Origin of the sequence: Pseudomonas sp. FSL R10-1339 (assembly GCF_009600545.1) — a bacterium.
Lineage (GTDB): Bacteria > Pseudomonadota > Gammaproteobacteria > Pseudomonadales > Pseudomonadaceae > Aquipseudomonas > Aquipseudomonas bubulae.
On the sequence record NZ_WIVQ01000011.1, the window covers coordinates 43104 to 55562 of the forward strand.

Consider the following 12459-nt stretch of genomic DNA (forward strand, 5'->3'; position numbering starts at 1 on the left):
GCTATGTCCTCTGGCAAGCGCAAAAAGCGCGCCTTTTCGACAGGACAATGCAGATGATGCAATGGCATATCGTGTGTGATTTCGACGGGACCATTACCCGTACCGACGTCATCGACAACATTCTTCAACGTTTCGCCGACCCCAGCTGGGAAGCGATCGAAGACCAATGGTTGCAGGGTGACATCGGTTCGCGTGAATGCCTGAGCCGCCAGCTGTCGCTGGTCAAAGCCACGCCTGCCGAGCTGCTGGCCTATTTCGACAGCGTTGAGATTGACCCTGACTTCCCCGACTTCGTCGACCACGTCATCGGTCTTGGCGCCTCCATCGAGGTCGTCAGTGACGGCATCGAACAAGCCATCGCCCGCATTCTGGCCCGTAACTACGTAAGCCTGTTGCCGATCCTGGCCAACCGCCTGCGTCAGGTCGACCAGAACAGTTGGCGCATCGACTTCCCTTATTCCAGCGACGCCTGCCGTGCCGCTTCGGGCAACTGCAAGTGCAAATCCGCCCCCGACGGCAAACGCGTGCTGGTGATTGGCGATGGCCGCTCCGACATGTGCGTGGCCTCTGGCGCCGATTTCGTCTTTGCCAGGGACAGCCTGGCCGAACACTGCGAGCGCAACGGTATCCCGTACGCACGATTTGACTCCTTTGCCGAACTCCCGGCCCTGCTCGCCAAACTGCCGAGCCATGCCGCCAACGCGCCCCACTATTCTCGTGAACAGCAGGAACTCTTCAATCATGTCTGATATTCGAATCGCTACCCCTGAAGACCAGATTCTTCTGGAAAAAGAAGCCAAGTACTGCTCGTACGGCGACACCGTTCACTACATCGAACCACCGCGCATTTTTAGCCGCTGCGAAGGCTCCTACGTGTGGGACACCGAAGACCAGGCCTACCTCGACCTGCAAATGTGGTACTCGGCAGTCAACTTCGGTTATTCCAACCCGCGCCTGAACAACGCCCTCAAGCAACAGATCGACACCCTGCCGCAGATCGCCAGCCAGTATCTGCACAAGGGCAAGATCGAGCTGTCGGAGCGCATTGCAGTCGACGCCAAAAACAAGTTCGGCCTCGACGGTCGTGTGCACTTCAACGTCGGCGGCTCGCAATCCATCGAAGACTCGCTGAAGGTGGTGCGTAACGCCAGCAACGGCAAAAGCCTGATGTTCGCCTTCGAGGGCGGTTACCACGGCCGCACCCTGGGCGCCTCATCGATCACCTCGAGCTACCGCTACCGTCGCCGTTACGGCCACTTTGGCGAACGCGCCAACTTCATCCCGTTCCCGTACCACTTCCGCGGGCCAAAAGGCATGACCAAGGAAGAGTACGGCAGCCACTGCGTGCAACAGTTCGCCCGTCTTTTCGAGACCGAATACAACGGCGTGTGGGACCCGAAAGTCGGCCAGAGCGAATACGCCGCGTTCTACGTCGAGCCGATCCAGGGCACCGGCGGCTATGTGATCCCGCCGATGAACTTCTACAGCGAGCTCAAGCACGTACTGGATCAGCACGGCATTCTCATGGTGGTTGACGAAATCCAGATGGGCTTTTGGCGCACTGGCAAGCTGTGGTCGATCGAACACTTCGACGTCAAACCCGACGTCATCGTGTTCGGCAAGGCACTGACCAACGGCCTCAACCCGCTGGGCGGCATCTGGGCCCGTGAAGAGCTGATCAACCCCAAGGTATTCCCACCGGGCTCGACCCACTCCACCTTCGCCTCCAACCCGCTGGGTACTGCGGTGGGCCTGGAAATGTTCAAGATGACCAGCGAAGTCGACTATGGCGCGATGGTCATGGCCAAGGGCAAGTACTTCCTCGACGGCCTGCAAGATCTGCAAAAACGCTACCCGATCATCGGTGACGTCGACGGCCTGGGCCTGGCCCTGCGCTGCGAAATCTGCGGCCCGGACGGTTTTACCCCGGACAAGGCCACTCTCGACTTCATGGTTGAGGAAGGCATGAAGGGGGATATCGAAATCGACGGCAAACGTCTGGGTCTGATTCTCGACGTGGGCGGCTACTACAAGAACGTTATCACCCTGGCGCCGTCGCTGGAAATCAGCTACGCCGAAATCGACCTGGGCATCGCCCTGCTCGATCGCCTGCTGGCTCGGGCCATGAAACGGTGAACGGGGCAGAGATCGATCTGGGCGAAGGCAACACCGGTTTCGTTCTCGGCACGGGTGAGGTCGGGGTCTTGTTGATCCACGGCCTTACCGGCACCCCGACGGAGTTGCGTCGGGTTGCCCAGGGGCTGGCAAAAGACGGGACGTGCACGGTGTACGTCCCCACCCTGGCCGGGCACTGCGGTGACAACAGCGACCTGCAGGCCACCGGCTGGCTGGACTGGTATGAAGGCGTGCGCAAGACCTTTGCCGGGATCCGCCAGCGCCACCAGCAGGTGTTCGTCGGCGGGCTGTCGATGGGTGCGGTAATGTCGATGTACCTGGCCTCCGAACACCCGGGCCAGGTCGCCGGGCTGTTGATGTACTCCACGACCTTGCGTTATGACGGCTGGAGCATCAACAAGCTGGCCTTTATGACCCCGCTGCTGATGAAGATCCCCTTTGGTGTGCACCTGTGCAGCTTTGAGGAAAAGCCGCCCTACGGTATTAAAAACCAGCGCCTGAGGGCCATTGTCGAGCGCCAGATGAAAGCCGGCGAAAGCAGCAATGCCGGGTTGTTGACGATGGAAGGGATCACCGTGCGTGAACTGCACCGGATGAATGCCGTGGTGAAAAAACGCATGCCTTCGATCACCACCAAAGCCCTGGTGCTGCACTCCATTGAAGACGATATCACCAGCCGATGGAACGCCGATTACGTCGAACGCCATCTGGGCGGGCCGGTGACCAAGGTGCTGCTCGACAACTGCTATCACATGATCACCGTCGACCTGCAATACCGCCGCGTGATCGAACTGAGTGACGCCTTTATCAAGAAAAACAGCCGCACGGCACCGGTCCCTGTCGAGTACCTCAAGCAGGCCTGAGCCCAAGGACGCCCCATGATTACAGCCCAAGCCTTTTCATCCATTCAGGCAATCGACCGTGAAGCCTGGAATGACTGTTTTCCAGATGCCCTGGAGGATTGGGATTACATTATGGCCGTCGAAAAAGCCGGGATTGAAGGCTTTGCATGGCGTTACCTGACGCTGTTCGAAGGTTCCACCCTGATTGCCGCAGCGACTGCGTTCACCACGTGCTATCGCCTCGACACCACGGTCCAGGGCATCGGCAAACGCTTTACCGAAAAACTCAATCGCGCACTCCCGGGGTTGGTGCAGCTAAAGCTTTACGCCATCGGCTCACCGGTGACCGAACAATGCAGTGCGGGAACGGCCAGTCATGTACAGGCGGCGCAGCGCCCTGCCCTGCTCGCCCGGTTGCTGACCCTGGCCCAGACCGATGCGGCCCGCCTGGGTATCGACCTGATTGCCGTCAAGGACGTCCCCAGCCATGACGCTGACTGGGCGCACAGTTGCAAGGCGGCGGACTTTCAGGCCATGCCCGGCTTGCCCAGTGCGACGCTGCCCGTGCCCTTTGGATCAGTGGACGGCTACCTTGGCTCGCTGGGCAAGTCCACCCGCAAAGACATGCGCCGCAAACTGCGTACGCCTGGCCCACGGGTGGAATGGCGCAACGCAATTGACGACGTCTTGCCTGAAATCATGCGCCTGTACGAGGCCAGCCTGGCGCGCAGTGATCTGCAACTGGAGCGCTTACCAGCGACCTATTTCACCGGTATCCTCCAACAACTCGGCGACCGGGCAGTGTGCGTTTTGTACTGGCTCGACGATCAACTGGTGGCGTTCAATCTGGTGTTGATTGACGAACACCGTCTGATCGACAAGTTTTTTGGTCACGACCTTGAGCTCACCCGTGACTACAATCTGTACTTCAGGAGTTGGCTGGTGAATGTCGATTACTGCATACGTCACAATATTGCCCTGTACGAATGCGGTCAGGCCGGCTACGCGAGCAAGATTCGTCTGGGCTGCACCTTTCAAAGCAATACGCTGTTTTTCCGGCATCGCAACTGGCTGATCAATAACGCACTCAAACTGGTCAAACTGTTCATTCGCCCTGACCGCCACGACCCGGCACTGGCGGCTGCGATAAGCGAGTACTAATGCCCACCACGCCCAAAACACCGCGCCAGCCACAACCCTTCAAAGTGTCGCGCTGGACCGTACAGCGCAAACTGGTGCTGGCGTTCTGGCTGGTCAGCGTGATCCCGACCATGATTGCTGCCGAACTGGCAGCGACCACCCTGTCGCAGATTTTCGACAGTAACGTACGGGTCTGGCTGCAGGAGTCGACCAAAATCGTCAAGGACGAGATCAGCGAAATCCTCGCGGACAACGCCCGCGCCGCCAAGCTGCTTCTCCAACACGCCCACCCGCCGTCCTCCAGCAAGGCCATCCGCCATGACCGGCTGACTGCCGATATCGCCGAAGCCATGGGCATAGACGTGGTCGCGCTGATCCGTGACAGCGACCACAAAGTGATTTTCAGTACCGCCAGCGACACCATTGTCGACCAGATCAGCCTGAGCCCCAACGCTGTACTGCAAACTATCAATGTCGGCGGTGTGCCAACCGGCACCGTAGTCTCGACCTTTGCCACCAGCCAGGATGGAGTGAACTATCAGCTGCTGGTGGCTACCTATATGGACAGCAGCTTTCTGACCAGCGTGGCCGACGTGCACTCCCTCGACTTGCGTTTGTACCTGTCCAATACGGCAGGCTTTGCCGAGATATTCTCCAGCCAGCGTTTCGAAGACCGCCAGCTGATGGTGCCCGGCGCCATCGAACAAACCCTGCGGGAAACCCGTCAGCCCAGCGAACAATTCACCAGCCGCTACAGCGGCTTGTACTGGCCCATCCTCAACGACACCGGTGAGCTGCAAGGGGTGATCTACAGTGGCCTGCTGCGCCATAGCAGCCTGGTGGGGCTGGTCAACCAGAGCAACCTGTTCGCGTTGATCTTCCTGGTCGGCTCGGTACTGTCGCTGACCGTCGACTGGCTGGTTTCCGAACGCCTTACCCGGCCGTTGCGCGACCTCTCCGAAGGGGTACGCGCCGTCACTGCCGGGGACTACAACCAACGCGTGGCGGTGTCGGGCAACGACGAACTGGCCGAGCTGAGCAGCACCTTCAACCATATGACCGCACGACTGGGCGAGCTGCATCATCTCGAAGCCCAATTGCGTCGCCGCGACCGCCTGCATGCCCTGGGCGAGGTGGCCATGGGCCTGGCCCACGAAATCCGCAATCCGCTGGGCATTATCAAAACCGCGACCCAACTGTTGCACCGCCGGGCCGATCTGGGTGAAACCGACAAGCGCCATCTGGAGTACGTGGTCAGCGAGGTGACCCGCATCAATGACCTGATCACCGAGTTTCTCGAATTCGCCAAGCCCAGCGCCCCCGTGCGTGCGCCGCAGCTGGCGCGGCCTCTGGTCGAAGACATTCTGGGTTTCTGCAAACCGGAGCTGGAAAGCCACACTATTGATGCCCACATCGACGATCAGGCGCCCGGTGCGACCCTGTACGCCGATGCCGGACAACTCAAACAGGCGTGCCTGAACCTGATCATCAACGCCATCGACGCCATGCCTGAGGGCGGATGCCTGACCGTACGTATTTCCCGCGAAGAGGACTACACAGTAATAGGCATTGCTGATACCGGAGAAGGAATCGCACCCGATATGCTTGAGCGTATTTTCACGCCCTTTGTGACGACCAAAGCCTCAGGCACGGGGCTGGGCCTGGCCAAAGTGTTCTCCATCATGGACAGCCACGACGGACGCATCGAATGCATCAGCGAGAAAGACGTCGGAGCCACCTTCAACCTGTACATTCCGGCCCACGGAGGGGATGAAACATGAGTCATAACGTGCTGGTGGTCGACGATGAGCCCAAACTCTGCGACTTGCTCAGCTCGGCACTGAGCCAGAACCGGATTCAGGTCTTCACTGCCAGCAACGGCCTGCAGGCACTTGAAGTTCTGGAGCAGGAAGATATCGACCTGGTGATCAGCGACTGGCGCATGCCCAGCATGGACGGCCCGCAGTTACTGGCCGAGATCAAACAGCGTTACCCGAACCTGCCAGTGATTGTAATGACTGCCTACAGCACGGTAAAAAACGCCGTACAGTCCATACGTAACGGCGCCTACGATTACATCGCCAAGCCCTTTGATATCGACGAGCTGGATATTACGGTCAGCAAAGCCCTGCAGTTTCGCGACATTTTGCGCGACAACGCGCGCATGCGCGCCGAGCTGGACGAGCACCAGCACATCGACAGCCTGATTGGCGACAGCCCAAGCTTTCGCCGGGTGCTGCAGGCCATCGACTCGGTACGCGAGAGCAACGCCACGATCCTGCTGACTGGCGAAAGCGGTACCGGCAAAGAGATGGTCGCCCGCGCCATCCACAAACACGGCAGCCGCGCCGACAAACCCTTTGTCGCGGTCAACTGTGCGGCGATTCCTGAGGGGCTGCTTGAAAGCGAGATGTTCGGCCACCGCAAAGGCGCGTTTACCGGCGCCGTAGCAGACAGGGTCGGGCGCTTTATGCAGGCCGACAAGGGCACCCTGTTTCTCGATGAAGTGGGCGATATGCCCCTGGCCTTGCAGGCAAAAATCCTGCGGGCGCTGCAAGAACGGGTGATCGAGCCCGTGGGGGATCCGCGAGAGCGCAAGGTGGATGTGCGGGTCATCGCCGCGACCAACAAAAACCTGCTGCAAGCCGTAGCCGACAAGGAGTTTCGCGAAGACTTGTATTACCGCCTGAACGTCTTCCCGATTCCGCTGCCCGCGTTGCGCGAACGCGTTGAAGACATCGCCTCGCTGGCGCGGCACTTTGCCCATAACCTGGGTGCTACCGCAGGCAAACGCATCACCGGTTTCAGCCCCAGCGCCTTGCAGGCGATGGCCCAGTACAGTTGGCCGGGCAATATTCGCGAACTGCAAAACTGCGTGGAGCGCGCCACCATTGTGGCCAATAGCAGCACTATCCAGGACAGTGACCTGCCGCCCTACCTGTTCAGTGCCCAACCCGGCCAGAGCAGTGCCTTGCTTGCCCCCGGACCGAGCGTGCCCCCCGACCTGGAAGCCGCGTTGGCCGAAGTCGAAAAAGCCTACATTCTAAGTGCCCTGCAACAGGCCAATGGCGTACAGGCTGCGGCGGCGCAGTTAATCGGCATATCCGAGCGCAGTTTCTGGTACCGCCTGAAAAAGCTGGATATTCATGTCGATAAAATTGTCAGGTAACACCTCAAAGCCCCTCACCCGGAGGGAGAGGGGCTATTGATCTCAAGCGGCTTGCAAGCGTAGTTGCCGTGCTGCCGCGACCATGTTGATCAGTGCCGCTTCAGTCTCGGCCCAGGCCCGGGTTTTAAGGCCGCAGTCGGGGTTGACCCATAGCCGCTCAGCGGGAATACGCTGCGCTGCCTTGCTCAGTAACTTGATCATCTCAGCCGTTTCCGGCACCCGTGGCGAGTGGATGTCATACACACCCGGGCCGATGTCGTTCGGATAGTCGAACGCTTCAAATGCATCAAGCAGTTCCATGTCCGAGCGCGAGGTTTCGATGGTGATCACGTCCGCGTCCATCGCGGCAATCGACTTGATCACATCATTGAACTCGCTGTAGCACATATGGGTGTGGATCTGGGTTTCATCCCCCACACCCGAGGCACACAGACGGAAGGCTTCCACCGCCCAGTCCAGGTATTCCTGCCACTGTGCACGGCGCAACGGCAAACCTTCACGGAACGCGGCTTCGTCGATCTGCACGATTTTGATCCCTGCCTGTTCCAGATCCACCACTTCATCGCGGATCGCCAGAGCCAGTTGTTGCGCCTGTACTTTGCGCGATACGTCTTCGCGGGGGAAGGACCACATCAGCATGGTCACCGGGCCTGTCAGCATGCCTTTCATCACCTTGTCGGTCAGGCCCTGAGCGTATTTGATCCACTCAACGGTCATGGCCTGCGGGCGGCTCAGGTCGCCGAAGATGATGGCCGGTTTTACGCAACGTGAACCGTAGCTCTGTACCCAGCCGTATTGGGTGAACACATAGCCGTCCAGTTGCTCGGCGAAATACTCGACCATGTCATTGCGCTCGGCCTCGCCGTGTACCAGTACGTCCAGACCCAAACGTTCCTGGACCAGTACAGCGTTGCGGATTTCGCTGTGCATCGCGTCGGTGTATTCGCTGGTCGACAACTTGCCTTGTTTGTAAGACTGACGCGCCAGACGAATCGAAGCAGTCTGCGGGAACGAGCCGATGGTGGTGGTCGGGAATGCCGGCAGATTCAAGCGGGCACGCTGCACTTCGATCCGTGCAGCAAAGGGTGACTGGCGCTGGCTGTCGGCGTCGGTGATCGCTGCAATACGGGCTTGTACGGCGGCCTTGTGAATACGTGGCGAGCTGGCCCGGCTTTGTTGTACGGCGCGACTTTGGGCCAGGGCTTCTTGTACCTTGGGGTCTTGCGGGATATTCAGCGCATCACGCAGCACTGCAATTTCAGCGCACTTTTGCTTGGCGAAGGCTAACCAGCTTTTCAGCTCGGCATCCAGTTTGGTTTCGCGGTCCAGATCCACGGGGCTGTGCAACAGCGAGCAGGAACCGGCTACCCACAGGTTATCGCCAAAACGCTCTTCGGCTTCCTGCAGTTGCGCCAGGGCGTTTTCCAGATCGCAGCGCCACACGTTGCGGCCATTGACCAGGCCCAGGGACAACACTTTGTAAGTCGGCAGGCGGTCCAGAATGGCATGCAACTGGTCGGGAGCACGCACCAGATCCACGTGCAGGCCATCCACCGGCAGGCCAACCGCCAGGCCGAGATTGTCTTCCAGGCCGCTGAAGTAGGTGGCAACCAGCTTCTTGAGTGGCGAGTATTGAAGAATGTGATACGCGCGTTCAAAGGCGTTTTTCCATTCCTGTGGCAGGTCGAGCGACAGGATCGGCTCGTCGATCTGTACCCATTCCACGCCCTGCTCAGCCAGGCGGGACAGGATTTGAGCGTAAACCGGCAGCAGGTTTTCCAGCAGGTCGAGCTTGTTGAATTCGTTGCCTTTGGCCTTGCCCAGCCACAAGTAGGTCAACGGGCCAATGATCACGGGTTTGACCTTGTGGCCCAGCGCCTGTGCTTCTGCCGTTTCTTCAAACAGCTCGTTCCAGCTCAGATCAAAGCGCTGGTCCTGACTGAATTCCGGTACCAGATAGTGGTAGTTGGTATCGAACCATTTGGTCAGTTCCTGGGCATACTGGCCTTTGCCGTGCTCAGCACCGCAGCAGCTCTGACTGGCACCGCGAGCCATGCCAAACAGGGTATCCAGGGTTGGCTGGCGCTGCTCGTCCAGGGTGCTGGAAAAACGCGGGGGGATCACGCCGAACGTCAATGAGTGGGTCAGCACCTGGTCGTACCAGGCAAAGTCACCGACCGGCAACAAATCGATGCCTGCGTCTTTTTGCAACTGCCAGTGGGTGGCACGCAATTGGCGGCCAACGTCTTTCAGCGCGGCCTGGTCAATATCACCCTTCCAATAGGCTTCGAGTGCTTTTTTCAGCTCGCGGTCTGCGCCGATGCGGGGGAAACCAAGATTGTGTGCCAGGGCCATAACAACATTCCTTCGTGTAAGTAATGGCACTATTATCGACACCCGCTACAACATGAGACAAACTCAACGTTTTCGTGTTGATCATCAAAGTTACTCATGGAGCCACTGTGCTGGAAATTCGTCACCTCAAAACCCTGCACGCGTTGCGCGAGTCAGACAGTCTGGTCGAAGCAGCCGAACGCCTGCACCTGACCCAGTCCGCTTTATCCCACCAGTTCAAAGAGCTTGAAGAGCGCATGGGCATGCCCCTCTTTGTGCGCAAAACCAAACCGGTTCGCTTCACCAGCGGCGGCTTGCGCCTGCTGCAACTGGCCGATGCCATGCTGCCCCTGCTGCGCGGTGCCGAACGCGATATCGCACGTCTGGTTGGCGGAACGGCCGGTCGTCTGCATATGGCGATTGAATGCCACAGCTGCTTCCAGTGGTTGATGCCGACCATTGACCAGTTCCGCGATGCCTGGCCCGAGGTCGAGCTGGATCTGGCATCCGGTTTTGCCTTCGCACCCTTGCCGGCACTGGCCCGGGGCGATCTGGATCTGGTGGTCACGTCCGACCCGCAGGAAATCGCCGGGCTGACCTATGTGCCGCTATTTACCTATGAAGCCATGCTAGCAGTGGCCAATCAGCATCCATTGGCCAGCAAGCCATTTATCGTGCCTGAGGATTTGAGCAGCGAAATTCTGATCACTTACCCGGTGGAGCGCGATCGCCTCGACATCTTTACCCGCTTCCTGGAGCCGGCCGATGTAGAACCTGCGCAGGTTCGCACCTCGGAGCTGACAGTGATGATGATGCAGCTGGTAGCCAGCGGCCGGGGAGTCTGCGGGATGCCGCACTGGGCGCTGCATGAATACAGCTCACGGGGTTATGTGAAGGCCAAACGCCTGGGCGAGAAAGGCCTGTTTGCGACACTCTACGCCGCGATTCGCGCCGACATGCTGGATGCACCTTATATGCGCGACTTTTTGCTGACAGCCAAGGACACGTCATTTTCGACGCTGGATGGCGTGAGTGCGGTTCGCTGACAACGGCAAGGCAGTGTGGGAGCGGGCTTGCCCGCTCCCACCCAGAGCCCGGTCAGTTCTCTTCTATATTGACCAACCGGCGCATATGCACCCGGTCGTAATAGGCCTCCCCCACCCGAATTGCGCAGTCTTCCAGCCCCGACTGTGCAAAACCGCAGCGCTGGTACAACGCCAGTGCAGCATCGCTGTTAGCGCTGACCGTCAGTTCGATCACCTTGGTTTCGGGCTCTTGCTCAGCCAGTGAAACCACCGCCTGCACCAGATGCTCCCCCAGCCCTTGCCCACGAAAAGCCTGCGACACATACAAACCAAACAACGTGGTCTTGTGCCGGGCATCTTCCCAGGGTTCGAATGCCAGGCCGACAATGCCCACCAGTCGGGAATCGACAAATGCACCGAACAGGGCGCTCAGTTCATCGTCCAGTTTTGCTTCCCACCAGCTCAGCGGTAACTTCTCACGTTGGGTTATGGAGGATACAAAAGCCTCGGGGTGCTGCGCATAAGCCTCAAGCATCAGTTTGCGATAAGCCTTGGCGTTTGCGGGTTCAAGCAGTTCTATAGCCATTACGGGTCCAGGTCATACGGTTTTACGTTGTTCCAGCATCAGCCTCACCGCCAGTGCGGCCAGCACACCGCCCATCACATAGCGCTGCACGGCCAGCCATAGCGGGTTGCGTACAAACCACACGGCAATACCGCTGGCAAACAGCGCGATCAGCAGGTTAACCGTGAAGCTGACGCTGATTTGAGTCAGGCCCAATACAATACTCTGAGTGAACATCGAATCGTGTTCCGGGTTGATGAATTGCGGGAAAACCGACAAATAGAACACCGCCACCTTGGGGTTGAGTACGCTGGTCATAAAGCCCATCGTCAGTAGCTTCGGCATGGCATCCGGCGCCAGGTCCCGGGCTTCGAACGGTGAGCTGGCACCCGGGCGTACAGCTTGCCAGGCCATCCACAGCAGATACAGGGCGCCCGCCCACTTGAGTGCCTCATAGGCCATCGGTACAGCCATAAATACCGCCGTCAAACCCGCAGCGGCGGCAAACATGTGCACGAAAAAACCCGCCACCACCCCGAGCAACGATGTGACGCCTGCCTTGCGCCCTTGGCAGATGGAGCGCGAGACCAGGTAGATCATGTTCGGCCCTGGCGTCAGCACCAACAGCAGGCAGGCCGCAGCAAAAATCAGCAATTCATGGGCTGGAATCATCAGGCCGTCCGGGACTGCAAGGCATTGCGATAAAACGGCAGGACCAGATCCCGGGTCAACGGCGCCAGTACCAGGCCGCCATCGCCCTCGGGGTCGATCCACTGCACTTCTTCAATTTCTGCCGCTGCCACCACGGGCTGACTGATATGCACCAGGAACAGCTCGGCCTGTACCTCAAAACCCGGTTCGTTGACCGCAGGGGCAGCGAAATGGCCCAGCCAGGTCGCGCTGGCCGGGTCGATCACCAAAGCCAGCTCCTCTTCCAGCTCACGGGCCAGGGCGTCGACCGGCTGCTCACCGGCATCGATCTTGCCGCCGGGTTGCATAAAGGCCTGGGTGCCGCGCTTGCGCACCAGCAGGGTCCGCCCATCGAGGCCAATCACTACGGCAGCGGCAATACGAATGATTCTGGAGGTTGCGGGTTCAAATGAGGTCACGGAATTCGGCCAACAAAACAGTAAGGTCAAGAAGGATTGCACGACCCAACGCCCCTGAAAATACACAGATGTCACTTTTACCCGAGCCTTCTGTATGAAGTGCCCGACTTTGGTCGGGATGCTGCCACAGATGAAATCC

The 12459-nt window shown here is 59.1% G+C and carries 11 protein-coding genes; 7 read left to right on the plus strand and 4 right to left on the minus strand.

The window, feature by feature from the left end; genetic code table 11:
• Positions 1 to 53 precede the first annotated feature (53 nt).
• From GHO03_RS05910 to GHO03_RS05935, 6 genes are read left to right on the plus strand one after another with little or no spacing between them, the layout of a single operon-like run.
• A complete protein-coding gene (locus GHO03_RS05910) occupies positions 54 to 749 on the plus strand; it encodes an MtnX-like HAD-IB family phosphatase (protein WP_095024195.1) in 696 nt (231 codons plus the stop codon).
• Positions 742 to 2136 carry an aspartate aminotransferase family protein gene (locus tag GHO03_RS05915; protein ID WP_095001417.1) on the plus strand — a complete coding sequence of 465 codons (1395 nt, stop codon included), beginning with the start codon at positions 742 to 744 and terminating at the stop codon, positions 2134 to 2136. Before GHO03_RS05910 ends, GHO03_RS05915 begins: the two co-directional genes overlap by 8 nt.
• Entirely contained in the window at positions 2133 to 2999 is an 867-nt protein-coding gene (locus GHO03_RS05920; protein WP_095001418.1) for a carboxylesterase, read from the plus strand. Before GHO03_RS05915 ends, GHO03_RS05920 begins: the two co-directional genes overlap by 4 nt.
• A 15-nt stretch (positions 3000 to 3014) precedes the next feature.
• Positions 3015 to 4139 carry a GNAT family N-acetyltransferase gene (locus GHO03_RS05925; RefSeq protein ID WP_153399380.1) on the plus strand — a complete coding sequence of 375 codons (1125 nt, stop codon included), beginning with the start codon at positions 3015 to 3017 and terminating at the stop codon, positions 4137 to 4139.
• Positions 4139 to 5899, plus strand: coding sequence for an ATP-binding protein (locus GHO03_RS05930; protein WP_153399382.1), 1761 nt, complete (start codon positions 4139 to 4141; stop codon positions 5897 to 5899). Before GHO03_RS05925 ends, GHO03_RS05930 begins: the two co-directional genes overlap by 1 nt.
• On the plus strand, positions 5896 to 7287 hold the full coding sequence (locus GHO03_RS05935) for a sigma-54 dependent transcriptional regulator (RefSeq protein WP_153399384.1): 1392 nt from the start codon (positions 5896 to 5898) through the stop codon (positions 7285 to 7287). Before GHO03_RS05930 ends, GHO03_RS05935 begins: the two co-directional genes overlap by 4 nt.
• 42 nt (positions 7288 to 7329) lie before the next feature.
• Here the strand turns inward: GHO03_RS05935 and metE are convergent, their stop codons facing one another.
• Entirely contained in the window at positions 7330 to 9642 is a 2313-nt protein-coding gene (gene metE / locus GHO03_RS05940; protein WP_095001422.1) for a 5-methyltetrahydropteroyltriglutamate--homocysteine S-methyltransferase, read from the minus strand.
• 107 nt (positions 9643 to 9749) lie between these two features.
• Here metE and metR point away from each other — a divergent pair, with 107 nt between their 5' ends.
• The gene (gene metR, locus GHO03_RS05945) at positions 9750 to 10667 is read left to right on the plus strand and encodes a transcriptional regulator MetR (protein ID WP_095001423.1); all 918 of its coding nucleotides are present in this window, start codon (positions 9750 to 9752) and stop codon (positions 10665 to 10667) included.
• Between the two features lie 52 nt (positions 10668 to 10719).
• Here the strand turns inward: metR and GHO03_RS05950 are convergent, their stop codons facing one another.
• The 3 genes from GHO03_RS05950 to GHO03_RS05960 are packed head-to-tail and all read right to left on the minus strand — an operon-like array spanning position 10720 to position 12320.
• Entirely contained in the window at positions 10720 to 11232 is a 513-nt protein-coding gene (locus tag GHO03_RS05950; protein ID WP_133144830.1) for a GNAT family N-acetyltransferase, read from the minus strand.
• Between the two features lie 12 nt (positions 11233 to 11244).
• The gene (locus GHO03_RS05955) at positions 11245 to 11883 is read right to left on the minus strand and encodes a LysE family translocator (RefSeq protein WP_153399386.1); all 639 of its coding nucleotides are present in this window, start codon (positions 11881 to 11883) and stop codon (positions 11245 to 11247) included.
• Complete coding sequence (locus GHO03_RS05960; protein ID WP_095001627.1) at positions 11883 to 12320, minus strand: NUDIX domain-containing protein; 438 nt, start codon at positions 12318 to 12320, stop codon at positions 11883 to 11885. Before GHO03_RS05960 ends, GHO03_RS05955 begins: the two co-directional genes overlap by 1 nt.
• Positions 12321 to 12459: the final 139 nt, after the last annotated feature.